This is a genomic window from Variovorax boronicumulans (assembly GCF_040544675.1).
Lineage (GTDB): Bacteria > Pseudomonadota > Gammaproteobacteria > Burkholderiales > Burkholderiaceae_C > Variovorax > Variovorax boronicumulans_D.
Genome location: NZ_JBEPKK010000002.1, coordinates 196,203 through 221,748, shown reverse-complemented (window position 1 = coordinate 221,748; position 25,546 = coordinate 196,203). Strand labels below are relative to the sequence as shown.

The following is a 25,546-nucleotide window of genomic DNA, read 5'->3' as shown; positions in this document are numbered from 1 at the left end:
GCGAGCAACAGAGCCAAAGAAGCCTCAGACCCCCGATCTCCTGTTCTCAACTTCCTCCTTCCGAGAGACATCCCTCATGAAGATTCACGAGTACCAAGGCAAGGAAATCCTTGCCAAGTTCGGCGTGCCGGTGCCGCGCGGCATTCCGGCCTATACGGTTCAGGAGGCTGTCGAAGCCGCCCAGAAGCTTGGAGGCCCGGTCTGGGTCGTCAAGGCCCAGATCCACGCGGGTGGCCGCGGCAAGGGCGGCGGCGTCAAGGTCGCCAAGTCGATCGAAGACGTCAAGAAGCTGGCCGGTGACATCCTCGGCATGCAGCTCAAGACCCACCAGACCGGCCCCGAAGGCCAGAAGGTGCGCCGCCTCTACATCGAAGATGGCGCCGACATCAACAAGGAATACTACGTTTCCGCCGTGACCGACCGCGCCACCCAGAAGGTGGCCTTCATCGCGTCGAGCGAAGGCGGCATGGACATCGAGGAAGTGGCCCACTCCTCGCCCGAGAAGATCATCACGGTGTTCGCAGACCCCGAAAAGGGCCTGACCGACGAGCAGGCCAAGCAGATCGCCGACGGCATCGGCATGCCGGCCGATTCGACCGCGCAAACGGTCGACATCCTGAAGAAGCTCTACGCCTGCTACATGGAGACGGACGCCTCGCTGGTCGAGATCAACCCGCTCAACCGTGACAGCAAGGGCAACGTCATGGCGCTGGACGCCAAGTTCAACTTCGACAGCAACGCGCTGTTCCGCCACCCCGAAATCGTGGCCCTGCGCGACCTCGACGAAGAAGACGCGGCCGAAGTCGAAGCCTCCAAGTTCGACCTGGCCTACATTTCGCTGGACGGCAACATCGGCTGCCTGGTGAACGGTGCCGGCCTGGCCATGGCCACCATGGACACCATCAAGCTGTTCGGCGGCGAGCCGGCCAACTTCCTGGACGTGGGCGGCGGCGCCACCCCCGAGAAGGTCACCGAAGCCTTCAAGATCATGCTGAAGAACAAGAACGTGGAAGCCATCCTCGTGAACATCTTCGGCGGCATCATGAAGTGCGACACCATCGCCACCGGCGTGATCGCGGCCTGCAAGGCCGTGAACCTGCAAGTGCCGCTGGTCGTGCGCATGAAGGGCACCAACGAAGTCGAAGGCAAGAAGCTGCTGGCCGATTCGGGCCTGCCGATCATCAGCGCCGACACCATGGCGGACGCGGCCCAGAAGGTCGTGGCAGCAGTCAAGAAAGCCTAAGGAAACGTCATGTCGATCTATATCAACAAAGACACCAAAGTCATCACGCAAGGCATTACCGGCAAGACCGGTCAATTCCACACCGAGAAGTGCCAGGAATACGCGAACGGCAAGAACGCCTTCGTGGCCGGCGTGAACCCGAAGAAGGCCGGCGAGTCGATCTTCAACATCCCGATCTTCGGTTCGGTCAAGGAAGCCGCTTCGCAAACCGGCGCCACCGTGTCGGTGATCTACGTGCCGCCGGCAGGCGCCGCGGCCGCCATCTGGGAAGCCGTCGAAGCCGACCTGGACCTGGCGATCTGCATCACCGAAGGCATCCCGGTTCGCGACATGCTCGAAGTGCGCAACAAGATGAAGGCCAAGGAAGCGGCCGGCGGCAAGAAGACCTTGCTGCTGGGTCCGAACTGCCCCGGCCTGATCACGCCCGACGAAATCAAGATCGGCATCATGCCCGGCCATATCCACCGCAAGGGCCGCATCGGCGTGGTCTCGCGCTCGGGCACGCTCACGTATGAAGCCGTGGCCCAACTGACCGAAATCGGCCTCGGCCAATCGTCGGCAGTCGGCATCGGCGGCGACCCGATCAACGGTCTGAAGCACATCGACGTGATGCAGGCCTTCAACGACGATCCGGACACCGACGCGGTCATCATGATCGGCGAAATCGGCGGCCCCGACGAAGCCGACGCAGCCCGCTGGTGCAAGGAACACATGAAGAAGCCGGTCGTCGGCTTCATCGCCGGCGTCACCGCCCCTCCCGGCAAGCGCATGGGCCACGCCGGCGCGCTGATCTCGGGCGGTGCCGACACGGCCGACGCCAAGCTCGCCATCATGGAAGAGTGCGGATTCACCGTGACGCGCAACTTCTCGGAACTGGCCAAGCTGCTCAAGGCGAAGCTCTAAAACGCCGCGGCTTGCCGCAGACCACGCAGAAATGAAAAAGCGCCCGCACTTGCCTGCGGGCGCTTTTTTCTCATAAAACACAGTGGGATCAGAGAGACATGGAAACTCTTCAAAGCGCGGACTTCTGGCTGGGTCTGCTCAAGATCGTCTGGATCAACATCATCCTGTCGGGCGACAACGCGGTGGTGATCGCCATGGCGGCGCGCTCGCTGCCGCCGGCACAGCAGAAAAAGGCCGTGCTGTTCGGCTCGGGCGCTGCCGTGGTGCTGCGCATCGTGCTGACGGTGGTGGCGGCCAAGCTGCTTTCGTTGCCTTATCTGCAGATCGTCGGCGGCCTGCTGCTGCTGTGGATCGGCCTGCAGTTGCTGAGCGACGAGGACGACGGTGAGGGCGAGTCCAAGGAATACGGCAGCATGGGCGCCGCCGTGCGCACCATCCTCCTGGCCGACCTGGTGATGAGCCTGGACAACGTGATCGCCGTCGCGGCTGCCGCGCAGGGCAGCATGGTGTTGCTGGTGCTGGGCCTGGCCATCAGTATTCCGTTGGTGATCTTCGGCAGCACCCTCATGATCAAGCTCATGGAACGTTTTCCGATCATCGTCATGCTGGGCGCCGCGCTGATCGGCTGGGTCGGCGGCGAAACCATCGTGAACGACGTGTCCCTGCGCGAGGTGCTGGCGGCCAACCCATGGCTCCACTACGCGGCTGCGGCGGCCGGTGCATTCTTTGTCGTGGCCGCTGGCCGCTTGCTGCAGCGGCGCGCCCACGCCGCTGCGAACTGAGCCCGCGGGCGGAGCCGGCACCGGTCAACGCAAACCATGGCAAGTGTCGGCGTCTCCCTTTTCTCGACCCGCCCACCGCTGGCGTGGGAGTTCGCCGCGCTGACGGACGTCGGCCGCACGCGCGCCCACAACGAGGACGCGGTGCATGTGGACCCCGCGCTCGGCCTGGCCTTGCTGGCCGACGGCATGGGCGGCTACAAGGGCGGTGAAGTGGCCAGCGCCATGGCCGTCTCGCACATCCACGCCAGTTTTGGCCGCTGGTTCGCCCAGGCCGGGCTGCAGGCGCCGGCGCGCGTGGTGAGGCGGGCGCTGCAGGCGGCGACGGACGAGGCCAATGGCGCCATCCTTCACGCCGGCACCACCAACGCCGAACTGCAAGGCATGGGAACGACGCTGGTGCTGGCGGCCTTCCGGCCGCAGCGGGTGCTGGTCGGCCACATCGGCGACTCGCGCTGCTATCGGCTGCGCAACAACAAGCTGGAGCTGCTCACGCGCGACCATTCGCTGCGCCAGCAGCAGCTGGACGCCGGCGCCATCACCGCCGAAGAAGCGCTGAATTCGCCCACCCGCAACCTCGTGACCCGGGCGGTCGGCGTGGAGGCCCAAGTCTTGCTGGAGATGCACGAGCACAGCGCAAGACCCGGCGACCTTTACCTGCTCTGCTCCGACGGGTTGAGCGAGATGGTGACCGATGCGCAGCTTTTCACGCTTTTGGGACACGATGTCAGCCTTCGGAAAAAAGCCTCACTTTTGGTTGCAATTGCAAACGACAATGGCGGCCGGGACAACATTTCGGTTGTTCTGGCAAGGGCGGACGTGGGCGAAACATCCCGCATGGCTCCATAAAAAGCCGAGACGGCAGCCCGCCGTCGTACTTGCGGGCAATAAAGTTTTGCAATTTGGGGGTCGGCAATGCCGAAGATGATCATTTCGGTCGATGGCGTTGTCATCGGGCAAGTGGCGCTCGCCAAGGACCGCACGACGCTGGGACGCCGGGCCTACAACGACATCGTGATCGACAATCTGGCGGTCAGCGGCGAGCATGCCGTGCTGCACATGATCGACGGCGGCGTTCAAATTGAAGACCTCAACAGCACCAACGGCACCTACGTCAACGCGCAGGCTGTCCAGAAGCAGGCGCTCAAGGACAACGATGTCATCGAGGTCGGAGGCTGCCGCATCCACTTTCGGGCCCGCAGCAACCTGGCCATCGGCGCCGCTTCGGCGCGCCCGGCGCCGGCCGAGTTCCCCGCAGCCATCCCCCTCTCGTCGGCACCCACGGAATCCGGGGCGCTCATCGAGCTGGGCGTGCCGGTGCTGCGCGTGCTCTCCGGGAGCAACGAAGGCCAGGACGTGTCGCTGCAGAAGGTGGTCACCACCATCGGCAAGCCCGGCGTGGCCGTGGCCGTCGTCACGCGCCGCCGCCAGGGCTACGTGGCGGCCAGCGTCATGGGCGGTGTCACGCTCAACGGCGAGCCGCTCGGCACCGACGCGGTGGCGCTGCAGGAGCGCGACGTGCTCGAGCTCGGCGGCGCCACGCGCATGCAGTTCATCCGGGTCTGAGCCTTTATTTTTTCTTCGGTGCGACGCTGGCCGGGTGAGCGGATTGCCATGAACGCGCTGCGGCGGCATTGGCCGCGCATAGCCATCACGCTGCTGCCGATCCTGCTGGCGCTGGCCCATGCCACCGGCACCTGGCATCTGACGGCGCTCAAGCGCCTGGACCACCTCATCTACGACATCCGCCTGCGCGCCACCATGCCGCAGACGCTCGACCCACGCGTCGTGATCGTCGATGTCGACGACGCGAGCCTCGCCCGCCAGGGGCAATGGCCGTGGGCGCGCGACACGCTCGCCAGGCTCACCACCGAACTCATGACCCGGCAGCAGGCGGCCGTACTCGGCTTCGACGTGATGTTCGTCGAGCCCGACCGCAGCTCCGGCCTCCAGCCGCTGCGCGAGATTGCCAACGGGCCGCTGCGCGACCGCATGCCCGGCCTCGCCGCCGAAGTCGAGCGGCTGGCGCCCACGCTCGACCACGACACCGCCTTTGCGCAATCGCTCGAGGGCCGGCGCGTGGCGCTGGGCTACTACTTCACCCGGACCTCCACCCCCAGCGCCAAGGGGCAACTGCCGGCCGCGCCGCTGCTGCAGACCGGCGCCTTTCCGGCCGCGCCCGCCGGCGCCGGCTACGCGACCGGCTGGAACGGCTTCGGCGCGAGCCTGCCGGCGCTGGCGCAGGCCGCACCCGCGGCCGGCTTCCTGAACACGCTGGTCGGCGAAGCAAACAGCGGCGACGGCGTCATTCGCAGCGTGCCGCTGGTCGCACGCTACGAAGGCGACCAGGCCCTGCCCGGGTACTACGAATCGCTGGGCCTGGCGGTCTACAGGCTCGCCAACGGATCGCCGCCGGTGCTGCCGGCCTTTGCGGCCAGCGGCGGCTCGCTGCGGTTCGAATCGCTGATGGTCGGGGGCCTGCGCGTGCCGGTCGACCAGGCCGCCGGCATGCAGGTGCCCTTTCGGGGGCCGGGCGGCGCGAACGGCGGATCGTTCCGCTACGTGGCGGCGGCCGACGTGCTCGACGGCCGCCTGGCGCCGGGCGAACTGAAGGACAAGATCGTGCTTGTCGGCGCCACCGCCCCGGGCTTGCAGGACCTGCGCGCCACCCCCGTGGGCGCGGCCTTTCCTGGCGTGGAAGTGCACGCCAACATCGTCTCGGCGCTGCTCGATCGGCGCCTGTTGGCCGTGCCCGACGAAGCGCCCGCTTATGAAGTGCTCACCATCCTGGCCGCGGGGCTCGCACTGGCGTTCGGGCTGTCGCTCCTGTCGGCGCCGCGCGCCGTGCTGCTGGGGGCGGCGACGGTCGCGGCGCTGCTGGGCCTGAACACCTGGCTCTATGTGAGCCACAGCCTGGTGCTGCCGCTGGCCTCGGCGCTCGTCACGGCGGCGCTGGCTTTCGTGCTCAACATGAGCTGGGGCTACTTCGTCGAATCGCATGCGCGGCGCGGGCTCGTGCGGCTTTTCGGCACCTACGTGCCGCCGCAACTGGTCAACGAAATGCTCGAGCGCCCCGGCCGCTACAGCATGCGGGCCGAAAGCAAGCAGATGACCGTCATGTTCTGCGACATGCGCGACTTCACCCGCCTGTCGGAGCAGATGTCCCCCGCCGAACTGCAGGCCTTTCTGAACACCGTCTTCAGCCGGCTCACCGACGTGATCAGCGCGCACCGCGGCACCGTCGACAAATACATGGGCGATTGCGTCATGGCGTTCTGGGGCGCGCCCATCGACGCGCCCGACCACGCTTCGCTCGCCGTGCGCGCGGCGCTCGACATGGCCGACGCCGTGCGCGGCATCAACCGCGTCCACCGTGCCGCCGGCCGCCCGGAAATCAGCGTGGGCATCGGCCTGAACAGCGGCGTGATGAGCGTGGGCGACATGGGCTCCACCGCGCGCCGCAGCTACACCGTGGTGGGCGATGCGGTCAACCTGGCGTCGCGGCTCGAAGGGCTGAGCGGCCACTACGGCGTCGAGATCGTCGCCAGCGGCACCACCCGCGAGCTGGCGCCCGGCCATGTCTGGCAGGAGCTGGACAGCGTGCGCGTCAAGGGCAAGGCGCAGGCCGTCGCCGTGTTCACCCCTTTGCCGGACGAAGCGGCCCAGACGGCGCAGCAGAAAGAACAACTCGCCCGCTGGGCGCAGGTGCTCCAGGCCTACCGCCGGCAGGATTGGGCCGTGGGCCGAAGCCTGCTCGCCCCGCTGCTCGCCGCCGATGCCAAAAAAGTCCTTTACCAGCTCTACGCGCAGCGATTAGCCTCCATGGCGTTGCGCCCGCACGACCCGACCTGGGACGGCGCAACCCGGTTCGAAACCAAATGACGACAGACACCTGCGCAAGCGCGCAGCCCAACACCTACAAGGGGTCTCTCACAATGCAGGTTCGTGTGCTGGGTTGCTCAGGCGCCATAGCCAAAGACTGCCGCACGACCTCTTTCCTGGTCGACACGGACCTGCTCGTGGACGCCGGCACCGGCGTGGGCGACCTCACGCTCGACGAAATGGCCGCCATCGACGACGTGGTGCTCACCCACTGCCACCTGGACCACATCGCCGCGCTGCCCCTGATGCTCGACGCCGTGGGCAGCCGCCGCACCCGGCCGCTGCGCGTGCATGCGCTGCGCGCCACCCTCGAGGCGCTGCGGGCGCATGTGTTCAACAACGTCATCTGGCCCGATTTCGAGAGCATTCCCAGCCCCGAAGCGCCTTTTGTGAGCTTTCACGACATCTCGGTCGGCCAGACGCTGCAGCTGGGCAGCCGCACGCCCAAGCGCATCGAGGTGCTCCCGGCGGTGCACACCGTGCCGGCCTGCGGTTTTGCCGTGCGCCGCGCCGAGGGCGGAGCGCACTGGGTGTTCAGCGGGGACACCGAGCGCAATGCGCCCTTCTGGGACCGGGTCAACGCGCTCGACGTGGCCATGCTCGTCATCGAAACCGCCTTCAGCAGCCGCGAGCGCGCGCTGGCCGAGCGCAGCCTGCACCTGTCGCCCTCGGTGCTGGCCGACGAACTCGCCCACATCGCGCCGGGCAAGCAATACCCGATCTACATCACGCACACCAAGCCCGCGGAAACCGAAGAAATCATGAACCAGATCGAGACCCTGGCAGGGCGCCAGGTGGCCGGGTTGGCGCAGCGCGACATTCGCTGGCTGAAGGCGAACGGCATCCTGACGTTTTGAGTCGGTGCCCACCGTGGCATGACAAAGTTGTCACTGTTTGTTGCTTCAAGTGGCGAGATGTGTCACTCGCTGTAACCGAAGTGTGAACAAAGTCACTACTTTGGGCTTGTAACCGATTGCGAGCGTGGTGGCATGGATGCTGCGGAAGGTACTGCGCTCCGGGCTGGTTCCCGGGCTCAACCAACCAACCTGGAGTTTTTCATCATGAACGTTCGCAAGATCGCTCGCCGCGCACAAGCCGGCTTCACCCTTATCGAACTGATGATCGTTGTGGCGATCATTGGTATCTTGGCTGCTATTGCGATTCCGCAGTACCAGACGTATGTTGCCAAGTCGCAAGTGGCGCGAGTTATGTCTGAAACTGGCTCGCTACGTACAGCGGCGGAAGCTTGCATTCTTGACGGCAAGCTCACCCCCGTTGCGTCGGGTGCTACTCCTACTGCAACTGAGTGCGATATCGGTTCGACCGTCAGCAATCTTCTGGGCGCTAAAGTGCAAGTTAACACTGGTCTCAAGGTAGACCTTGGTTCTAATACGGCGGACGCATCGATCGAAGCAACATTTGGCACCAATGCAGCGGCGACCCTCAAGGACAAGACGTTGACTTGGACGCGTGCGGCCGCTACGGGCACTTGGACTTGCGCGACGACTGTTGATGCAAAGTACAAGCCGGCCGGCTGTGATGCTACTGCCAGCACTGGCGACTAAGCGCGAATAGCGCAGAGTTTGAACGCGGAAAAAAAGCGCCCTTCGGGGCGCTTTATTTTTTTAATAGAAGAAATGAGTCGATTGCGCGTTGCTGCGTACGCATTGTTGATGGCCTTGATCCTTTTGCCTTGGCTGGCTTGGGAGAAGGATGGCAACATGGTGCGTCGTTGGCTTTACCCTGTCAGGGGTCATTTGGCGGCGTGGTCGACGGACTGCGATGTGCAGACTGCGCCTTGGATCAAAGAACTGACGCGCAAACTGCCGACCCGGTTGGACTCGCCTGCCAATCAATTGGTTTTCGTGGACAGCAAGGGTCAGCAAGCAGGTTGCGTGAATGGGTGGCAAGGGTTGCCATTGATTAGTGATCGGGTGACGGCCGATACGCGTTTTCGCCTCGCCAGCCTCTCGAAGCTGGTGTCATTCATGGGCATGACGCACGATGACGCGCGAGTGCGCTCAGCATGGCTGGATAGTCCGCTTGTTCAGGCGCTATCGATATCGCCTCCATTCAAGGACAAGCGGATTTCTCAGATCCGGATTCGCCATCTGCTCAATCACACAGCGGGCTTTGATCGGCTACGTGCTGAAGATCCAATGGTGGTCCGCAACAAGAAGCCGTGGTGTCCCGAAGACGTGGGTCAACTGGCACAGACTCCCTTGCAGTTCATGCCTGGGGAGCGCTACGCGTATGCCAACTTGGGATATTGCCTCGCCTCCGTCGCTTACGAGCGCCGCTTTGGTCGTAGCCTATGGGATGTTTTGGAGCGGGACATGCGCTTCTCGCAATATGGGCTCGACTACATGGATCGCGCCGACTCACCTGTTGATTACAACTTCATGCACCATGAGTTCTACGGCCCCGATTTTGTCCGCTATTTCGACTGGACGGCTCTGCGGGCTTCCATGGGCATGACGGGAAACGCGCAGGGGCTGGCGCGTTTCGTGGCAGACAATCGCTCATTGTTGGCTTTCGCCCGTGAGATGCGCGATGACGCGATCCGCTGTGACGAAACCAAGCCAGAGAGTTGCCAAGACGGTTTCTTGGAGCGGCGGCGAGTGGGGAATGCCCAAATATGGCTTCAGCGCGGCTATCTCTATGGCATGTCCGCGCTATTTCTGATGGACGATGCGGGCAATTTTCTAGTCTGGCTCGGGGCGGGAGATATCAAGTCCCCGCTGCTCGCATTTGAATATGTCGAAGCGGCCTTTCTAGATGCGCTGCACTAGGGATGTCTTGACGACTCGCGCGAACCTTGCAGGATCTGAAGCCACACGTTGCCACAACGCAAAGCGCTCGCAAATCAACTCGACGTTGGAACTGAACCTGTCGACGAAGAAGCGCGCATGCACGAGAGCCGGCTACGCAAATCTGAACGCGGCCTAAAAGAGGATGGCCTGCGCCGTAGGTGAAGACGAAACCCGGCGTGACAGGGCGACGAGAGCGAGAGACCAGCGGCAATCACTTGATGGGAGCGATGAGCGCCTGTCGATGGCGAGATGATTGCTCAAGAAGCGCAAAACATGAAGTAGGCTTCAACGAGGTCGCCGAATTGCAGCGACAGTTGATTGAGCGCCTATACCTTGGCACGTCTTCTGCTGTAGCTCCTCGAGGAGCTCGAAGCACAATGCGTATTCACGAAAATTCCCAAGGTTTCACGTTGATCGAACTGATGATCGTTGTTGCGATCATCGCAACACTCGCCGCAATTGCGATCCCCCAGTATCAGAACTATGTTTTCCGGGCGCAGGTTCAGCGCGTAGTGAGCGAATCTGGGGGCATTAAGCCGTCCATTGAAATTTGTTTGCTGAAAGGAAAGTTCAATGTTGGGGACCCTGCAGTAGCTCGCAACTGCGATCCTCAAGCGACTGGTTCAAACCTGCAAGCGACCGCAGGCAATGCGGCACCGACGATTGCGGAAACTTGGTCAACGGCTGGCTCTGGTGTCCCCCAAGTCGCGCTCTCGACAAACGCCCCCTCAACGATTGTGGCGACGTTCGGAAATCTCGCGGGCGCGCCATTGCAGGGTGCGACAGCCGGAACGATCACTTGGACACGTGACGTGAACGGTTCTTGGAGTTGCAAGGCTGCCAACATCGATCCCAAATACGTCTCTGCAGCGTGCCCGCTTTAGCGGCCGAATCAGACCGATTCCGCTGGCTCGCCTCTCTGATCTTGGCGAGGCTACTTGCAATAAATAGGCGCAAGCTCAAGCTCAAGCCAAGCTGGCTTGAATAACTCCGAATTGACTACCTCGGAGTTTATTGAGGCGGGCATCTTTTCCTGATGTTCGATCAAAGACTGGCTCGCTGTAGCGATGCCCTCGACGGGAACCATCGGGCTGGCTTTTTCAGTTCGATATAGGCGCCATTGAGCTCGGCAAACATCTAGCGCGGTCCTGTGATTTTTAACGACTTGTCTCACCGAGTCGCTATCTGGGCGGGTTTGCTGCCAGCCTTTGGCTGACATCAACCGCCCCGAGCAAACTATTTTGCTTGGCAAAGCAAGGGGTAGGTGCAAGCAAAGAATCTCCAAAGCCCAATAAAAAACGCCCGATAAGTTTCATCGGGCGTCTGAGTCAATTTCCACCAGGCCGGATATTTATCCATCCGGCCATTGAGGAAAAACTCCTCAATCAATAGTCGGCACTTCCCGCCAATTCAACAACCGCAGCCCCGTCCCCTTGCCGAAGTCGATGGGCGGCTGGTTCACTTCACCCTTCACATTGCCCGCGATGCCCTGCATGCGGCCGTTGTTGTTGATGATCTGGATGTCGGTGATCGCGCTGGGATAGCTCAGGTAGGCCGCGCCGGTTGCCAGCGCCGTCGTGCCGGAGCCGTAGTTCACCGCGTAGATGCGGCTTTGTCCCGACGGGCTGCAGGCATCCCCCGTGGTCAGCAGGCTGGAGAAAACCACCACGCCGTTGAACGAAGTCGGGCTCAGCGTCATGCGCCAGGTAATGCCGGAGCCAGCGTCCTTGCCCAGGTCCAGATACCAGCCTTGGTTGTTGCCAAGGGTGAACACGGTGGTGCCCTTCAGGTTGTTTTCCGTCAGTTCGCCCAGGACGCTGCGCGTGATCGGGTAGGTGCCGGTGGTGCCGAAGCCGCTCGCCGTGCCGTCGATGATGGCGTAGAAGGTCTGGCCCGCCGTCGAGTTGATGTCCACGGTGTCCAGCAACTGGCCCGTGCCGAGCAGCACGTAGCGCTTCTTGGACTTGGGGTCGATTTCCACCAGCGGCTGCGTGGTGATGGGTTGCGCGTTGCTGCTGCCGTCCGCCAGGGTCGCCAGCTTCAGCGGCACGGGGTAGGCGCCGACGCTGCCCTTGGCCGCGGTCACGTCGAAGCGCCAGAGCTGCCCGTTCAGGTCGCCCGCATAGAGCGCGTCGGCGGTGCCGTCCGTGAAGTCGGTGATGTACGCGGTGAGCTGCGTCAGTCCGGCCGATGACGTGGGGGTCTGCACCTTCTCGAGCAGCGCGCCGGTCTTGGGGTTCACGAAGTACACGTAGCCGAAGCCGTCGGTATTGTTGTAGCCCGACGTGAACACCACCACCCAGCCGTACTTCTTGGTCTTCAGAACCACCGGCGTGCCGAAGCTGAAGCCCAGGGTGTCGCCCACGCCTGTGGTCGCGGCGGAAAACTCCCAGAGCACCTTGCCCTTGATGATGTCTTCGCTGGTCATGCCCGCGGGATTCGTGACGTCGATGGCATAGAAGCCCTTGCCGCCCTTGCCCAGGCCACCGATGAGCACGGTGCGCCAGTCGGAGTTGTTGCCGGTCGGCGTGGTGGTGAAGACACCGCCCGCGGTGTTGAAGTCGATGTCGAAAGCCTTGGGCGACGCATCCACGTAGTAGCGATGCTCGTACTCGGGGTTGCCGAGCTGGCCCAGGCCGTCGAGCCCCGGCGTGGCCGGGTTGCTGGGGCCGGAGAACAGCATGCTCGGCACGTACGCGAACAATTCCTTGCCGGCATCGCTGCCGCTCATCGCACCGTTGAACGCATGCAGCATGCCGTCGTTGGCACCGGCGTAGACGATGGTCGGGCGCAGTGCGTAGTCGGTCTTGAACTTCGCATAGCCCGGATTGACCGTGTTCGAGAACTGCGACGAGGGCGGCCCCACCGGCGTGACCTTGGCATTCACGATATCGCCCAGCAGCAAGGCGCGGCGACGGTAAGGCTTGGTTTCGTCGGTGATCGTTCTTTCCTTGCTGCGGTCGCCGCGCAGGTAGTTCAGGTAGTCGCCGCTGTCGTCACCCGCAAGCCACGGCGAATTGAGCGCGGTGGATTGCGCGGCGCTCAGGTTGGCCTTGCGGAAAGGCACGCCCGCGGTGCCGTTCCATGTGACCACGCGGCGTGCCGTGTCCCAGCCGGCACCGGCCAGCTGGTTTTCCAGCGTGGTGGCGGTGGTCCACACTTCGTTCAGGGTCGGCACGCCGTTCGGAAAGGTGAGCTTGCTGCCGGTGATCACGCCGGTCCAGCCGTTCGAGTCGTATTGCGACGCGTAGGAGTTGGCGCCTTCCGCAGACACCTGCGGACTCGACAGCGAGAACGAGGTGGTGAACGACTTGATGGCGTTGGCAATGCTCGCAAAGGCTTTGGTCAGGCCGTCCACCATCGAATCGGGCCGGCCCGCGGTGAAGTAGTTGTCCGGTCGCGGTTGCGTCACGTTGTTGCGGGTGTTCGTGAGGGTGTCGCCGCTCGTCGCCCACCAGGTCTGCGGAATGGCGTCGTTGAAGGTATACGGGTCGAACGTGCTTTGCATGCTCGTGGGGATCTTGAGCCCCCCGAATTTCGCGGCCAGGTAGAACTGGTTGTTGGACTGGAAGGACTGTTCGAGCACGTCGACCCAGTAGGTCTGAACCGTCTGCTTGCCGATCGTATTGAGACTTTTCGGATCGTCGGGACGGATGTCTTTGGTGTTCGCGTCGTAGGCAAGGCCCGCCATCAGCGCCGAGTTGTTGCTGCAGCAGTTGTTCGACACGTTGGTGTTGGTGCCGAAGGTGGTGCCCAGGCCGGTTTGCAGCACGCCGACCTTGTTGGTGGCCGTCACGGCATTGACGGTTGTGTCGGCCTTCACTGCCGCGGGCATCGCTGGTTCGTTGGCCGTGTTGGTGTTGCCTGGGACGTTCTTGTCGGCGTGGGTGTAGATGTCGCCGATGCCCAGAACGAAATTGCGTTGGCACGAGTATTGGATCGGGTCGTCCCACTTCTTGATCACTGGGAACCCGTCCAGGCGCTTGGCCGTGGTGTTCTTGTCTTTGGTGTTGAGGTTGCTCCAGTCCTCCACGTTGCCCAGGTTGCGGTAGTAGCGAAGCGCCGCGTAGTAGAGCTCGCTGACCGGGTCGTTCGACTTGTAGTTGCCGGGAATGATCTGGCCGAACTTGTTGAGGTAGTTGATGACGCCGCTGTCCGAAATGGTCACGTCGTTGGCGGACGTGGCCGCGGCATCGAGCGGGTCGGGGTTGCGCACGAACACGCCGGTGTTTTCGTCCCATTCCTTCAGCGTGTTGGCTGTGTCGGGCAGGCCCGGCACCGGCTTCAGCGGGCCCACGAACTTCTGGCGTGCGCGCATCACGCCGCCGTCACGGTCGTTGCCGTCTTCGTTCAGGTAGCCGAAGGCGCTGAAGCGCATGCGCCGCGCGTACTGCTGGATCAGGCCCTCGGGCTTCCAGTTGTCGCCGTACTGCTTGCAGTTGCTTTCCACGCCGCCAGGTGCCTTAGGGTTGCAAACCCTGTTGCGCATGGTGTAGTCGTTGGTGACCGAGGCAGCGATGTCGGTGGTGAAGGTGTTGAAGCTGTTGCTGCCGGGCCTCTTCCACAGGAGCTGCATGACCGCGCCGCCGCCGTTCTCGTAGTACTCGACCTTCACGTCGAAGCTTTGGCCTGCAGTCAGCGCGACCGTGGCGTCGTAGTTGGTCGGGCCCTGGTCGATCCATTTGTCGATCCGCAGCTGCCCGCCCACCCACAGGCGCACGCCGTCGTCCGCCCGCACCCGGAACGTGTAGTTGCCGGTGGCAGGCGCAATGAAGCTGCCCGTGAAGCGCGCGGCGAAATTGTCTGCGCCGATGCCTGTCACGGGCGCGCCGTTGCCCCATTCGTGGTCTCCGTTGTCCTGGTTCACGGTGACGGTGGGGGCGCCGATGAGCGACTTGTTGGCGGCGTTGTAGTACTCGCCCTTCAGCGACGCGCCCGACGCGGTGATGCGCATCGCGTACTTGCGGCCGTTGACCGAAATACCCAGGCTGGTGGCATTGCTGAACGGCGTGGCACCCGCGATTTCGGCGACGGGAAGGGTGCGATCGTCGAACAGGCCTTGTCCGGAGTGATAGCCCTTCTCGAGGATGGTGTCGGTCGCCGTGTCCACCACGCGCCTGCCGCCTGTCATGGCCCAGCGGAACGGGTCGATGGTCGCCGTGGCCGCCCAGTTCAGGAAGTTGCCGCTCCACTTCGTGCCGTCGCACTTGCGATTGACGGCCACGGCCGTTGGATCGAAGAAGCTCTTGTCGCCGGTGTTGGTTTCGTTGGCGGTGGTGTCGACCACGTAGGTGTAGCACTTGGCCGGGTCGAAGTAGCCCAGGAAGGTGCTGGCGCTGGCATAGGCCGCGGTGTGCGCGGTACGGGAGGCCGTTGGCCATTCCACAGACAGCGTGAGCGCCAGGTTGCCCGGCACGTTGGAGGTGGCAAAGACCGGCTGGTCCGCCAGGCTCGCCGCGCCGGCCAGGCCGGGCATCGCGAGGAAAGCGCCGGCCAGGGCGGCGGAGCCGGCCAGTCGCGCGGCAAGGGTCGATATTTTGTTCATGGTCGTCGTCCGCGATTCGTTATTCGGGCTTCGTGAAAGAGGACTGCAGGAACACCTGCGTGTCGCGAGGGCCGTCCACCCGCACGCTCAGTCGATAGACCAAGGCCTTGGGTGGGGGTGGGCGTCCCGATTCCTGGACGCTGCCGCCGCGCACGTCGGTGGTGGCGGGGGCGTAGACGCATTTCGCCTTGGTCGCCGCGCCTGGTTCGAAGCACAGGCGGTCGATGAGGTAGCGGATCTTCACGAAGTCGGCGGTCTGCTCGATGGTGTCGGACGCCTTCGCGTTGTAGAGCTCGTCCTTCAGCAGTGCGAGCGGGATGCCGCTGTCGTTGGACGCGAGCGTGCTGGCGCTGTAGTTCGATGCCTTCACATCGGCGGCGTCCGCGCCCGCTGCGGACAGCACGCCTGACTCGAACAGCGCCAAAGCCTTGACCGCCGCTTGCTCGCCCTGGTTGACGAGGTCGCGCTTGAAGGCGAGGTTGCCGGCGCTGGACAGCGAGGTGTTCATCGAGCGCATCACCGCAACGCCGCCGGCCAGCAGGATGACAAGAACGATCAGGCAGATGAGCAGCACGACGCCGCGCTCGCGGCGCCCCCGGCGCTGCCGGTGCAAGGAAGTAATCATGATTTGGGCAGCAACAGGGGGTTGCGCAAAGGAATGGTGAATTCGACGACCCGGTACCGGTAGCGACGGGCGTCGCCGGTGAGTGCGACTTCGTCGCGCTTGAGGCCTGTGTCGGCGAACATCGCGGGAATGGTCAGGGAGACTTCTTCGCGCTCGAGCGTGGGGCTTCGCAGGATCAGGCCGATGCGGGCGGCCACCACTTGCCGGCTCAGCGCGCCGGATTCCATCATCGTCTTGACGTCGAAACCCGTGGCATCGGGTGCTTTCCATCCGTCCAGGATGCCGTCGGTGTTGGTGTCCAGCCCGTAGAGCGCATGCATCTCCATGACGCCGTCGGCCAGCGCGCGGGTGGTGTCGGTGCCGTCGCCGCGCAGCAGGTCGTAGCTCATCAGCGTGTTGTTCGGGCCGATGCCGAAGAGCTGGAACTGCACGTTGCCGGCGGTGGCGTTGCCCAGCGGCGTGAGGTAGGCGGCGCCGCTGGCAGCCAGTGAAGTGAGCGTGGTGCCCACGCCGGCCGTGTAGTACTTGCCGTCGAGCGTCACGAGTTCGTTGTTGAGGCTGTCCACGAACGAGCCATCGACCTGCTCGAGCAGGCAGTCCTGGTCCACCTGGCTGACCAGCGCAATGTCGTTCTTCTTGAGTTGAACGGTGTTGTCCAGGCGAACGATCTTGTCGCTGGCGCCTGCGGAAATGATCGGTCGCGGAACGTCGCCGGCCGCGGCATTGCCGCCCATCACCATCAGCACGTCCGACTTGCCGTCCGACGACTGCCCCTTGCCGATAAGCAGCGGCGCGACCCGAAGGTTGGCGACGCCGGCGGCATCGCCGAGAAATTTTTCGAACGGCGCCGGAAAGACAGTGGTTCGCGGAAGGATCACGCTGCCGCTGAGCTTGGCTTGCAGCTTGCAGCCGAACACACCCAGGTCCCACGACTGGGTGAAGCCCGAGCCGGCGCTGCGCACCGCGCGGTCCAGCAGGTAGGCCGAGTAGGAGCCCGACTGGTTCATGTCGTTGACGGACGTGGTCGTGCGCTTGGTCGATTCGCCGAAGGTCACGGCGCTGGTGACCGCCAGCGTCACCACCAGCGCGATGACCATGGCGACCAGAAGTTCGATCAGGGTGAGGCCGCGCTCCTGCACCGCGCGCTTGATTTGCCGGATGCTCATAGGGGCAGTTCCACGTGGGTCTTGAGTTGGCTGCGCGTGCTGCGCGACGGGGCTTGCCAGGTGATGGTCACATTGGCTGTCTTGCCGGAGACGGTGACTTCACCTTCGCCATCGGGCAGGCCGGTGGCCTTGGCGTCCTTGACACGATTTTTCCAAGCGGTCAGGGCATCCGCTGGGACGGTGGGCGAGCGATTGAGCCACATGAGGGCCACCACCTCGTTGGCGAGCAGCGCGGCGCGATTGCGGTCCTCGGCATCCACGGAGAAGCTGATGGCGCGTGCCTGCAGTCCGATGAGGCCCAGCAGACCCAAGGAAAAGAGAAGCACCGACACCAGGACTTCGAGCAGCGCTACGCCGGCCTGGCTGCGATGGCGGCGCATTTTTTCGAGAGGCTGTTTCATGACGCGGGGCAGCCGTCTGGCTGGGTGGCTGAGAGGGTTCGCGCCGGGTCGCACATGCGGACTTGTCCGCCCAGTGCGACGGTGACGCGCAGTGGCCGGTCGCCTGTCTTGCTGTCGTTCATCGTTATGTCGTAACGAGCAGCAACGGCTTTGCAGTTTCCGCTTGTGGGTCCTGGCGTGTCGTTTGCCACGAGACGCCCGATCGAGCTGAAACAGATGGACGTGACGGCGCTGTCCGACGCCACGGGGCCAGCGATCACGACGTTGGAGCCGACATCGCGCAGGATGCCCGCCTCGACAAACGCAGCCGTTGCGTCCGAGTCGGCCGGGGCCACCGTGCTGATGGCCCAATTGCTGCCGTTGGCCTTGGCTGTATAGGTGGTGCCGGTGGGCGTGCCATCCGTGAGAGAGAACACCACTTGCCGGCTGCGGCGCGTGGCTTCCGTTTGCGCCTGCCGCAACCCGTTCTGCAAGGAGTCGGCAACCGTGCGGATCTTGTTGTTGCGCACCCAGCCGAGCATGGACGGCATGGCGAGCCCTGCGAGCAGCGCCATGATCGCCACCACGACGATCATTTCGACCAGTGTGAAACCCCTGCGGCGATGCTGGGATGGCGCGGTGTTCAGGAGCACGATTGCCCCTTCTTGACGATCCACGCGGTGGTGCAAGGCGACGTCCAACCCGACCATGTCGATGGCATTCCCGTCGTGGCGCGCACATTGAGTTCAGTGAGGGTGTAAACAACACCATTGGCCGGCCCACTTCCTGTCGCCGTTAGCGTGAATTGCGTGGGCTTGAGATCGGCGGCTCCGGCGCAACTGACCACAAAGTTGCCGAATTTGCGTTTGCTCTCGTCTAAATCGGCGTGGCAAGGCGGCAGCACCGTGGTGCTCAACTTCTCGAAGGTGCGGTTGTCCTGAAAATACCGCTCCATGTCCGCCCGCATGGTGGCCAGTGCATTCGTGCCGTCCACCACATAGCCGCGCCGCACATAGTCTTGGTAGCTCGGAATCGCAATGGCAGCAAGAATGCCGATGATCACCACGGTGATCATGATTTCGATCAGCGTGAAACCCTGGGACCGGCCGGCTTGGCCGCTTTGCTTGCGAGCGAGTTGTTTCATCTAGGGGCACCTTTTCAGCCGTGTTCGGCAGGGCCGGGAACAGGCGAGCAACAATTAATGACAATTGTTAAAGGATGTCTCTTGGTGTCAGTTTGTGCAAATCCATCCATCTGACGCGAATGACCATTCGTCGGCATGCCCGACCGGCACAATCGGCCGGATGACGCCCGACGCGGCATACGCCGATGCCGTTTCGCCCGCTTCCAGGTCGCTGGCGGGCGCCCGTACCTTTCTCGTCGCATTCCCGTTCCTTTGTCCGCTGGTCGGAGGTCCGTCGGCCAACGTCTGGCAGCTCCTGGTGTCATGGGGTTGCCTGGCGGCGCTGCTGTTGACCGGGCCGGTGGGCTCGCCGGCGCGCGGCACATGGCTCTGGCTGGCAACGGGCGGGCTGCTCATCGTGGCCTCCGCCTGGGGTTCGCATGCGTCCTGGCTGGCCGCCTGCCTTGCGATGGCCGGTATCGCGGCCGCCGCGTGCGTGGGCAGCGGCCTGGCGCGTGATCGCGGGGCAGTGTCTTCCTTGCTTGCCCGCGGCATCCTCGCCGCCGGGCTGGTCAGCGCGGTGCTGGGTTTGCTCCAGTACTACGGCCTTGCCGAGCCGCTGGTGCCGTGGACCACGTCGCCGGGCCTGGGGCAGGCCTACGGCAACCTGCGCCAGCGCAACCAGTTCGCCACCTTGATCAGCCTCTCCGCCTGCGCGGCACTGTGGCTCTACGCCACATGCGGCGCGGTGCGGGTGCGACTGGCGCTGGCGGGCGCGGGTGTGCTGTTGCTGATCGCGGCTGCCGCATCGACATCGCGCACCGGGCTGCTGCAGTTGCTGGCCATCGTCGGGGTGGCGAGTTTCATCGCCTGGCGGGAGCGGCAAGGCTCACCCCGAAACCCGAACGTCCGATGGCACCTGCCCGCCCCGGGCTGGCTGCTTTCCACGGTGCCGCTGTACTTTGCGATGGCCTGGATACTTCCCAGGCTCGCGGGTGGCGACGGTGTCGTCGAAAGCATGATCGAACGCCTGAAGACGGGCGCGCCGGACGACCACAGCCGCTGGCTCCTGTGGCGCAACGTGCTGACGCTGATTTCAGAGCGTCCGTGGACCGGCTGGGGGTGGGGAGAACTGGCCTTCGCGCACTACAGCACACCCTACGACGGCGGGCGTTTCGTCGAAATTCTCGACAACGCGCACAACCTGCCGCTGCACCTGGCCGTCGAACTCGGAATTCCGGCGGCCGCGCTGATTTGCGGGGGCTTTGTCTGGATGGTGCTGTCGGCCCGGCCCTGGAAAGAGCGCGACCCGGCACGCCTGATGGGTTGGGGCATGCTGGGCGCGATCGTGCTGCACAGCCTGCTCGAATACCCGCTGTGGTACGGGCCGTTTCAGCTGGTCTTCGGCCTTTGCATCGGGCTGCTGTGGCCGGGCCGGGCCCGAAGGCTGGCGAGCCGTACCGCGCCGCTTGCTGCAACGGTGCTGTTGGCGACCGTAGGCTATGCCGCCTGGGACTACATCCGCATCAGCCAGATCTATCTGCCGCGCGATGAGCGCCTGTCCGCCTACGAAGACGACACGCTCGCCAGGATCAAGGGTTCGTGGCTGTTCTCACGGCAGGTCGATTTCGCCGAGTTGACGCTGACCACGGTGACACCGGCAAACGCCGCCCACATGCACGCACTGGCCGAGCGCACATTGCATTTCTCGCCCGAGCCGCGCGTCATCGTCAAGCGCATCGAAAGTGCGGAACTGCTGGGATTCGAGAAAGAAGCGCAAGAAGAAGCCGAGCGATTCAGGAATGCGTTTCCCGCGGACTTCGCGCGCTGGATGCAGCAGGGCCAGGACGCCGGCGAGGGCATTGCACCGTAGCGGCCATGAACCGCTGGGGCCGCTGGTGCGTCACTCCGCCACCCAACTCCCCGACTTCCCCCCATGCTTCTCCAGCACATGCACATCGTTGATCCGCATCCCCCGGTCCACCGCCTTGCACATGTCGTAGATCGTCAATAGCGCCACCTGCACGGCCGTGAGCGCCTCCATCTCCACGCCGGTCGGCCCCACCGTCTCGACGGTGGCGGTGCACACCACCTGCGGCACGCTCCCGGCCTCGGCCAGCGCAAAACCCAGCGCCACCCGCGTCAACGCCAGCGGATGGCACAGCGGAATCAGGTCGCTCGTCTTCTTGGCCGCCTGAATGCCGGCGATCCGCGCGATGCCCAGCACATCGCCCTTTTTCGCGGTTCCCGATTCGATCAGCGCCAGCGTTGCCGGCTGCATCTCGATGCGTCCGGTGGCGACGGCCACGCGGTGGGTGGCCGGCTTGGCGGCCACATCGACCATGTGCGCCTGGCCGTGGGCGTCAAAGTGGGTGAGAGTGTTCATGGCGTGGGGTGAACGTTCGTTTTGAAGGCGCATCATACGAGCCCGAGCCATGGACGAGGAATGCCGCGCTTGACTCCCTTCGCAAAGCCCAAGACCCCCGCACTGCCCGCGCTGCGAGCGATATGCGCTACCGTTTTGATAGCTGCCCAGGCTCTGGCGCCGGTGCCTGCCGGCGCACAGATGCAGCTGCCCGGCCTCGGCGACGGCGGCGAAATGACGGCCAGCGCCGAACGCAGCCTGGGCGACCAGATCGCCCGCGAGCTGTACCGCGACACCGACTACATCGACGACCCGGTGATCTCCGCCTACGTGCAGGAGATCTGGCAGCGCCTGCTGACGGCGGCCCGCGCGCGCGGCGAGCTCACGCCCGAGCTCGACGAGCGCTTCGCCTGGACCATCCTGCTGGGCCGCGACCGCAACATCAATGCCTTTGCGCTGCCCGGCGGCTATCTGGGGCTCAACCTGGGGCTGGTGGCCGCGGTCGGCAGCCGCGACGAGCTGGCCACGGTGCTCGGGCACGAGCTCTCGCACGTCACGCAGCGCCACATCTCGCGCATGATGAACAAGCAGGGCAAGCAGATGCCGCTGATGGTGGCGGGGCTCATCCTCGGGATGATCGCGGCCAGCAAGAGCCGCAACTCCGATGCCGGCCAGGCGGTGATCATGGGCAGCCAGGCGCTTTTCATGCAGAACCAGCTGAGCTTTTCGCGCGACATGGAGCGCGAGGCCGACCGCATCGGTTTCGGCGTGATGACGCAGGCGGGCTTTGCGCCGCAGGGCGCGGCGGCGATGTTCGAAAAGCTGCAGTACGCCTCGCGCCTGAACGACAACGGCTCCTACCCCTACCTGCGCAGCCATCCGCTGACGACCGAGCGCATCTCGGACATGCAGGGCCGCTTCCAGTTCCGCATGGACACGGCGCCCGCGATGCCGCTGGCCATGGACCACGCCATGATCGCCTCGCGCGCCCGCGTGCTGACGCGGCCGGGTGTCGATGTGCTGCGCCTCTGGATCGCGTCGGCCGCAAGCGGCGAGTTTGCAAAAAGCTCGCCGGCCCAGCAGGCGGGCACGCTCTACGCCGCGGCGCTCGGGGCCAAGGAGCTGCGCGACTACAAGGCGGCGCGCACGCTGGCCGAGCGGCTGGTGGCGCGCACGGCCGACGATCCCGCCGCGGCAAAGCAGGCGCGCTGGCTGCAGGCCGAGATCGAACTGGCCGCGGGCGCGGCGCCCAAGGCCGCCGCCTTGCTCGACGCCAAGTCGAAGGAGCGGCCCGAGATGATCCTCGCGGCCGAGGCCGCGACCGCCATGCGCCAGCCGGCGCCGATGATTCCCCCGCTGCGCGACTGGGTGGCGACGAACCCGCGCGATGCCACGGTGTGGCGCGCGCTGGGCAATCTGTACGGCGCGCAGGGCGACACGCTGCGCGCGGTGCGGGCCGATGCCGAGGCCAACGTGGCCATCCTCGATTACCCGGCCGCGCGCGATCGCTTCAAGGCGGCGCAGGAGCTGGTGCGCAAGTCGGACGGCCCCATCGACCACTACGAGGCGTCGATCATCGACACCCGCGCGCGCGCGGTCGATGTGCTGGTGAAGCGTCAGGCCGAGGAGCCGCCGCTCAAGTAGGGCGGGTGCGGCAACCGCCGCAGCGGCTGCGTGTTCAGCGCTTGGAGAGCAGCCCGCCCAGTGCCGATTCGATGACCAGCCCCAGCAGCGAGTAGATCAGCGAGCCGATCAGCGCGGCCACGAAGCCGTTGACCTGAAAGCCGCCGAGCAACCCCGACGCCGCCCAGAACAGCAGCGCGTTGATCACGAACAGGAAGAGGCCCAGCGTGACGATGGTGACCGGCAGCGTGAGCACCACCAGCACCGGCCGCACGATCATGTTGAGCAAGCCGATGACCGCGGCTGCGATGAGCGCGGAGCCGAAACTCTGGATCTGGACACCGCTGCTGTAGAGATAAGCCACTGCCAGCAGCGCGAGGGCGCTGAGCAGCCATTTGATGATGATGCGCATGCGGCGCAGGATACCCCAGCGTCTCCAAAAGAACGAGCCCCGGGGCGTTGCCGCACCGGGGCTCGTCGAGGAGCGTTGTCCCTGGGGTTTGCTACTTACTCCGCCAGCTCGTTCGCCAGCATCAGCAGCGCGCCCATGCCCATCACCGCGCCGGGAAAAGCCCAGCCCGTCTGTTGGGCCGGCTTCTGGTCCGGCGAGACCGGCTCCAGGTCGACGCCGATCTTCGGGCGGCGCGCATCGACCACATGCGTGGCGGCGTGCTCGCGCTTGAGCTGCACCGTGAGCTCGGCCAGCGGGCCCTTGGCCAGCACCGGTGTCACCTGGCCGCCGTTGCGCTCGAGCAGGGGCAGCAGCTGCGCCTGCACCTTGCTGAACCACTTGGCGCGCCAGTTCTCGCGCGCGCTGTGGCTCACCCATTTGCTGATGCGATGCGTCATGCGCGGCGCGCAGGCCACGAGCACCCAATGGCGTGCCACGACGTTGTCGGCATCCGGCGCCAGTTCGGCGAACTGCTCGCTGGCATACACGGCGTCGTCGACATAAAGAATGATCTTTTCCATGAGTGCTCCTTCAGATAGTTAGAGTGGCAGAGACTTGTGGGACAGGATAGTTTCCGGGCGAAGCCTGCAGCGATCAATGGGGTAAGCCAGCGCTTCAGCCGTGCGTGGCGGCCGCTGCCGGCTTGCTGCGGGCCTGGCGCATGGCCACCCACTTGCCGATCGCGAGCACCAGCAGTGCGCCGCCGATGCCGGCTGCGTACTTGATTGTGTCGGTCTGCGGCACCTTCGGCACCCAGGTCCATGCGGCGGTGTTGGCCAGCGCGGGGTCCGAGACGGCCATCGTGCCGGCGATCCAGCCCAGCAGCATGCCGCCGGCCGTGATGATCATCGGGAAGCGGTCCATCAGCTTGATGACCAGCTGGCTGCCCCAGACGATGATCGGAATGCTCACCAGCAGGCCGAAGATCACGAGCGGCATCTGGTGGCCTTCGCCCGCGCCTTGTGCGGCACCGGCGATGGCGATCACGTTGTCCACGCTCATCACCAGGTCGGCAATGATCACGGTCTTGACGGCACCCCACAGCTTGTCGCTGCCGGTGATGTTGCCGTGCGCATCGTCATGGTCCGGTGCCAGAAGCTTGATGCCGATCCACACCAGCAGAATGGCGCCGACCAGTTTCAGGAACGGAATGGCAAGGAGCGTGAGCGCGAAGAAGATCAGGATCACGCGCAGGATGATGGCGCCCGCGGTACCCCAAAGAATGCCCTGGGTGCGCTGGGCGGGCGGCAACTTGCGGCACGCCAGTGCAATGACGACGGCGTTGTCGCCGCCAAGAAGGATGTCGATCATGATGATCTGACCGACCGCGACCCAGAACTCTGGGGCCATGAACTGTTCCATAGATTCCTCTTTGTTTTTTGCGCCGCGCCTGCCGCTCCCGGGTTGGACGACGACAGACAGGCGCATACCGATGCGTTTCGATTCATCCCGCACGGGGCTGATCGAAAGCGAGGATGGAGGGCACCGGGGAAACCGGGGACTCGCGAACGCTTCGACCAAACCTGCGCAGGTTCAAATCGAAGGTCTTGCTCGACAGCGCCTGCGCCAGGCCGCGCATGCGTTGTCCGACAGGCCGGAAGTGTTTTGCTTCGTATTGACGACCTGACGATGCCCGCCGTTGTGCACGGCGGCCGGGAGCTACTCCCCTTCGTGGGCGGGATTAGATCATCGAAGCCCGCGCCGTGGCAATCTAAAGTTTTCCGCGCCGCTACACCAACCGGCTGGAAAAGGCTTTCAACAGGCCTTCTGGCGCTATGTGTTTCGTAGCGGCGATGGCCTTGCCGGCCTGCGGGACATTGGCGGACTATGATCGCCGCTCGCCGTTTTTTCACTCCCCATGGCCGCCATTCACATCACCGACATCGAGGCCGCCATCAACCATTGGCGGGAGAAAAGTCCCTCGCCCGACGGCATCACGCTGGCGTCCGAATTGCGCGCGTTGGCCGAGGTCTACGCGCTCATGGTGTTCCACCACGAAGACGAGGTCGACGAGGTCGGCTTTCCGCCCAAGGCCTGGGCCGCCTGGCTCGACTGGTACCACAGCACCCCCGACACCCCCTGCATCGCGATCTGCTCCACCAGCCAGGGCGACGACCAGTGCAAGGGCTGCGGCCGCAGCTTCGACGAGGTGCAGCACTGGCCCGCGATGACGCCGGTCGAGAAGCGCGTGACCTGGCGCCGGATCACCATGGAAGACTCGGCCTGGCGCTTCAACAAATACGCCGAACGGGCGCGCGAAGCGGAACCCCCGCAATGGCCCGACGATCCGGCCGAGCCCCTCGGCCCCGACGACACCCCCTGAAGAGGCATACCGCATGCGTCGCCTCGCCCAAGCGCCCAACCTTGCGATCGCGACCTTGTGGGTTCACGCCCTGCGCGAGGACGGCGTGGCGGCGACGGTGCAGCGCGAGTTCCTGGGCGCTGTCATGGGCCAGCTGCCGCCCGACCAGTGCCTGCCCGAGATCTGGATCGACGACGAGAGCCAGTTCGAGCGCGCAAAGGAATTGCTGCATGCCGTGCAGCACCGGCCGCAGCGCAATTGGCAGTGCGTGTGCGGCGAACGCGTCGAGGGCGGCTTCGAGCAGTGCTGGCAATGCGGCGAGATGATGCCGGCGGCCTGACGCCGC

At 64.6% G+C, this 25,546-nt stretch carries 24 protein-coding genes; 14 read left to right on the top strand and 10 right to left on the bottom strand.

All coding sequences use genetic code 11. The features are described 5' to 3' along the window. The first annotated feature begins 76 nt into the window (after positions 1-76). The 10 genes from sucC (at position 77) to ABIC90_RS04295 (ending at position 10,504) form a co-directional block, all read left to right on the top strand. A complete protein-coding gene (gene sucC, locus ABIC90_RS04340; RefSeq protein ID WP_354352815.1) occupies positions 77-1,243 on the top strand; it encodes an ADP-forming succinate--CoA ligase subunit beta in 1,167 nt (388 codons plus the stop codon). 9 nt (positions 1,244-1,252) lie between these two features. Beyond that, a complete protein-coding gene (sucD, locus tag ABIC90_RS04335; RefSeq protein ID WP_354352814.1) occupies positions 1,253-2,146 on the top strand; it encodes a succinate--CoA ligase subunit alpha in 894 nt (297 codons plus the stop codon). A gap of 98 nt (positions 2,147-2,244) precedes the next feature. Then, on the top strand, positions 2,245-2,928 hold the full coding sequence (locus ABIC90_RS04330; protein ID WP_354352813.1) for a TerC family protein: 684 nt from the start codon (positions 2,245-2,247) through the stop codon (positions 2,926-2,928). A gap of 36 nt (positions 2,929-2,964) precedes the next feature. Beyond that, complete coding sequence (locus ABIC90_RS04325) at positions 2,965-3,774, top strand: Stp1/IreP family PP2C-type Ser/Thr phosphatase (RefSeq protein WP_354352812.1); 810 nt, start codon at positions 2,965-2,967, stop codon at positions 3,772-3,774. A gap of 66 nt (positions 3,775-3,840) precedes the next feature. Continuing rightward, a complete protein-coding gene (locus ABIC90_RS04320) occupies positions 3,841-4,491 on the top strand; it encodes an FHA domain-containing protein (protein WP_354352811.1) in 651 nt (216 codons plus the stop codon). 48 nt (positions 4,492-4,539) lie between these two features. Continuing rightward, the gene (locus tag ABIC90_RS04315; protein WP_354352810.1) at positions 4,540-6,807 is read left to right on the top strand and encodes a CHASE2 domain-containing protein; all 2,268 of its coding nucleotides are present in this window, start codon (positions 4,540-4,542) and stop codon (positions 6,805-6,807) included. 53 nt (positions 6,808-6,860) lie between these two features. Further along, positions 6,861-7,664: a 3',5'-cyclic-nucleotide phosphodiesterase gene (locus ABIC90_RS04310; protein WP_354353133.1), complete on the top strand. Its 804-nt coding sequence runs from the start codon at positions 6,861-6,863 to the stop codon at positions 7,662-7,664. Positions 7,665-7,868: 204 nt separating this feature from the next. Then, complete coding sequence (locus tag ABIC90_RS04305; RefSeq protein ID WP_354352809.1) at positions 7,869-8,372, top strand: pilin; 504 nt, start codon at positions 7,869-7,871, stop codon at positions 8,370-8,372. An 18-nt stretch (positions 8,373-8,390) separates the two neighbouring features. Then, complete coding sequence (locus ABIC90_RS04300; protein WP_354352808.1) at positions 8,391-9,599, top strand: serine hydrolase domain-containing protein; 1,209 nt, start codon at positions 8,391-8,393, stop codon at positions 9,597-9,599. A 398-nt stretch (positions 9,600-9,997) separates the two neighbouring features. After that, positions 9,998-10,504 (top strand): pilin, encoded by a 507-nt coding sequence (locus tag ABIC90_RS04295; protein ID WP_354352807.1) that lies wholly within the window; start codon positions 9,998-10,000, stop codon positions 10,502-10,504. 497 nt (positions 10,505-11,001) lie between these two features. Here ABIC90_RS04295 and ABIC90_RS04290 read toward each other — a convergent pair whose 3' ends face one another. From ABIC90_RS04290 to ABIC90_RS04265, 6 genes are read right to left on the bottom strand one after another with little or no spacing between them, the layout of a single operon-like run. After that, positions 11,002-15,165: a PilC/PilY family type IV pilus protein gene (locus tag ABIC90_RS04290; RefSeq protein WP_354352806.1), complete on the bottom strand. Its 4,164-nt coding sequence runs from the start codon at positions 15,163-15,165 to the stop codon at positions 11,002-11,004. Positions 15,166-15,184: 19 nt separating this feature from the next. Beyond that, entirely contained in the window at positions 15,185-15,790 is a 606-nt protein-coding gene (locus ABIC90_RS04285) for a pilus assembly PilX family protein (RefSeq protein WP_354352805.1), read from the bottom strand. Continuing rightward, positions 15,787-16,956 carry a PilW family protein gene (locus ABIC90_RS04280; RefSeq protein ID WP_354352804.1) on the bottom strand — a complete coding sequence of 390 codons (1,170 nt, stop codon included), beginning with the start codon at positions 16,954-16,956 and terminating at the stop codon, positions 15,787-15,789. Before ABIC90_RS04280 ends, ABIC90_RS04285 begins: the two co-directional genes overlap by 4 nt. Next, on the bottom strand, positions 16,953-17,357 hold the full coding sequence (gene pilV / locus ABIC90_RS04275) for a type IV pilus modification protein PilV (protein ID WP_354352803.1): 405 nt from the start codon (positions 17,355-17,357) through the stop codon (positions 16,953-16,955). The genes ABIC90_RS04280 and pilV overlap by 4 nt, the downstream gene beginning before the upstream one ends. Continuing rightward, a complete protein-coding gene (locus tag ABIC90_RS04270) occupies positions 17,354-17,989 on the bottom strand; it encodes a GspH/FimT family pseudopilin (protein ID WP_354352802.1) in 636 nt (211 codons plus the stop codon). The genes pilV and ABIC90_RS04270 overlap by 4 nt, the downstream gene beginning before the upstream one ends. Further along, positions 17,980-18,480 (bottom strand): type IV pilin protein, encoded by a 501-nt coding sequence (locus ABIC90_RS04265; RefSeq protein ID WP_354352801.1) that lies wholly within the window; start codon positions 18,478-18,480, stop codon positions 17,980-17,982. Before ABIC90_RS04265 ends, ABIC90_RS04270 begins: the two co-directional genes overlap by 10 nt. 160 nt (positions 18,481-18,640) lie before the next feature. Between ABIC90_RS04265 and ABIC90_RS04260 the strand changes: the two genes are divergently transcribed. Continuing rightward, positions 18,641-20,332 carry a PglL family O-oligosaccharyltransferase gene (locus ABIC90_RS04260; protein WP_354352800.1) on the top strand — a complete coding sequence of 564 codons (1,692 nt, stop codon included), beginning with the start codon at positions 18,641-18,643 and terminating at the stop codon, positions 20,330-20,332. 30 nt (positions 20,333-20,362) lie between these two features. Here the strand turns inward: ABIC90_RS04260 and moaC are convergent, their stop codons facing one another. After that, positions 20,363-20,845 carry a cyclic pyranopterin monophosphate synthase MoaC gene (gene moaC, locus ABIC90_RS04255; RefSeq protein ID WP_354352799.1) on the bottom strand — a complete coding sequence of 161 codons (483 nt, stop codon included), beginning with the start codon at positions 20,843-20,845 and terminating at the stop codon, positions 20,363-20,365. A gap of 60 nt (positions 20,846-20,905) precedes the next feature. On the opposite strand from moaC, the gene ABIC90_RS04250 reads away from it, so the two are divergent. Further along, a complete protein-coding gene (locus ABIC90_RS04250) occupies positions 20,906-22,468 on the top strand; it encodes a M48 family metalloprotease (protein ID WP_354352798.1) in 1,563 nt (520 codons plus the stop codon). 34 nt (positions 22,469-22,502) lie between these two features. Here ABIC90_RS04250 and ABIC90_RS04245 read toward each other — a convergent pair whose 3' ends face one another. The 3 genes from ABIC90_RS04245 to ABIC90_RS04235 all read right to left on the bottom strand — a co-directional run bounded on the left by ABIC90_RS04245 (position 22,503) and on the right by ABIC90_RS04235 (position 24,260). Next, complete coding sequence (locus ABIC90_RS04245) at positions 22,503-22,859, bottom strand: phage holin family protein (protein ID WP_354352797.1); 357 nt, start codon at positions 22,857-22,859, stop codon at positions 22,503-22,505. A 95-nt stretch (positions 22,860-22,954) separates the two neighbouring features. Then, the gene (locus ABIC90_RS04240) at positions 22,955-23,419 is read right to left on the bottom strand and encodes a hypothetical protein (protein ID WP_354352796.1); all 465 of its coding nucleotides are present in this window, start codon (positions 23,417-23,419) and stop codon (positions 22,955-22,957) included. A 94-nt stretch (positions 23,420-23,513) separates the two neighbouring features. Then, positions 23,514-24,260 (bottom strand): TerC family protein, encoded by a 747-nt coding sequence (locus ABIC90_RS04235; RefSeq protein WP_354352794.1) that lies wholly within the window; start codon positions 24,258-24,260, stop codon positions 23,514-23,516. A gap of 496 nt (positions 24,261-24,756) precedes the next feature. Between ABIC90_RS04235 and ABIC90_RS04230 the strand changes: the two genes are divergently transcribed. Further along, positions 24,757-25,221, top strand: a complete 465-nt coding sequence (locus ABIC90_RS04230) for a DUF3717 domain-containing protein (RefSeq protein ID WP_354352793.1) — start codon at positions 24,757-24,759, stop codon at positions 25,219-25,221. 13 nt (positions 25,222-25,234) lie between these two features. After that, a complete protein-coding gene (locus ABIC90_RS04225; protein ID WP_354352792.1) occupies positions 25,235-25,540 on the top strand; it encodes a putative signal transducing protein in 306 nt (101 codons plus the stop codon). Positions 25,541-25,546: the final 6 nt, after the last annotated feature.

What these genes read in the sequence shown, in the direction of transcription:
- sucC (WP_354352815.1), top strand. Translation starts at nt 77, where the DNA reads ATGAAGATTCACGAGTACCAAGGCAAGGAAATCCTTGCCAAGTTCGGC.
- sucD (WP_354352814.1), top strand. Translation starts at nt 1,253, where the DNA reads ATGTCGATCTATATCAACAAAGACACCAAAGTCATCACGCAAGGCATT.
- ABIC90_RS04330 (WP_354352813.1), top strand. Translation starts at nt 2,245, where the DNA reads ATGGAAACTCTTCAAAGCGCGGACTTCTGGCTGGGTCTGCTCAAGATC.
- ABIC90_RS04325 (WP_354352812.1), top strand. Translation starts at nt 2,965, where the DNA reads ATGGCAAGTGTCGGCGTCTCCCTTTTCTCGACCCGCCCACCGCTGGCG.
- ABIC90_RS04320 (WP_354352811.1), top strand. Translation starts at nt 3,841, where the DNA reads ATGCCGAAGATGATCATTTCGGTCGATGGCGTTGTCATCGGGCAAGTG.
- ABIC90_RS04315 (WP_354352810.1), top strand. Translation starts at nt 4,540, where the DNA reads ATGAACGCGCTGCGGCGGCATTGGCCGCGCATAGCCATCACGCTGCTG.
- ABIC90_RS04310 (WP_354353133.1), top strand. Translation starts at nt 6,861, where the DNA reads ATGCAGGTTCGTGTGCTGGGTTGCTCAGGCGCCATAGCCAAAGACTGC.
- ABIC90_RS04305 (WP_354352809.1), top strand. Translation starts at nt 7,869, where the DNA reads ATGAACGTTCGCAAGATCGCTCGCCGCGCACAAGCCGGCTTCACCCTT.
- ABIC90_RS04295 (WP_354352807.1), top strand. Translation starts at nt 9,998, where the DNA reads ATGCGTATTCACGAAAATTCCCAAGGTTTCACGTTGATCGAACTGATG.
- ABIC90_RS04290 (WP_354352806.1), bottom strand. Translation starts at nt 15,165, where the DNA reads ATGAACAAAATATCGACCCTTGCCGCGCGACTGGCCGGCTCCGCCGCC.
- ABIC90_RS04285 (WP_354352805.1), bottom strand. Translation starts at nt 15,790, where the DNA reads ATGATTACTTCCTTGCACCGGCAGCGCCGGGGGCGCCGCGAGCGCGGC.
- ABIC90_RS04280 (WP_354352804.1), bottom strand. Translation starts at nt 16,956, where the DNA reads ATGAGCATCCGGCAAATCAAGCGCGCGGTGCAGGAGCGCGGCCTCACC.
- pilV (WP_354352803.1), bottom strand. Translation starts at nt 17,357, where the DNA reads ATGAAACAGCCTCTCGAAAAAATGCGCCGCCATCGCAGCCAGGCCGGC.
- ABIC90_RS04265 (WP_354352801.1), bottom strand. Translation starts at nt 18,480, where the DNA reads ATGAAACAACTCGCTCGCAAGCAAAGCGGCCAAGCCGGCCGGTCCCAG.
- ABIC90_RS04260 (WP_354352800.1), top strand. Translation starts at nt 18,641, where the DNA reads ATGACGCCCGACGCGGCATACGCCGATGCCGTTTCGCCCGCTTCCAGG.
- moaC (WP_354352799.1), bottom strand. Translation starts at nt 20,845, where the DNA reads ATGAACACTCTCACCCACTTTGACGCCCACGGCCAGGCGCACATGGTC.
- ABIC90_RS04250 (WP_354352798.1), top strand. Translation starts at nt 20,906, where the DNA reads ATGCCGCGCTTGACTCCCTTCGCAAAGCCCAAGACCCCCGCACTGCCC.
- ABIC90_RS04245 (WP_354352797.1), bottom strand. Translation starts at nt 22,859, where the DNA reads ATGCGCATCATCATCAAATGGCTGCTCAGCGCCCTCGCGCTGCTGGCA.
- ABIC90_RS04240 (WP_354352796.1), bottom strand. Translation starts at nt 23,419, where the DNA reads ATGGAAAAGATCATTCTTTATGTCGACGACGCCGTGTATGCCAGCGAG.
- ABIC90_RS04235 (WP_354352794.1), bottom strand. Translation starts at nt 24,260, where the DNA reads ATGGAACAGTTCATGGCCCCAGAGTTCTGGGTCGCGGTCGGTCAGATC.
- ABIC90_RS04230 (WP_354352793.1), top strand. Translation starts at nt 24,757, where the DNA reads ATGGCCGCCATTCACATCACCGACATCGAGGCCGCCATCAACCATTGG.
- ABIC90_RS04225 (WP_354352792.1), top strand. Translation starts at nt 25,235, where the DNA reads ATGCGTCGCCTCGCCCAAGCGCCCAACCTTGCGATCGCGACCTTGTGG.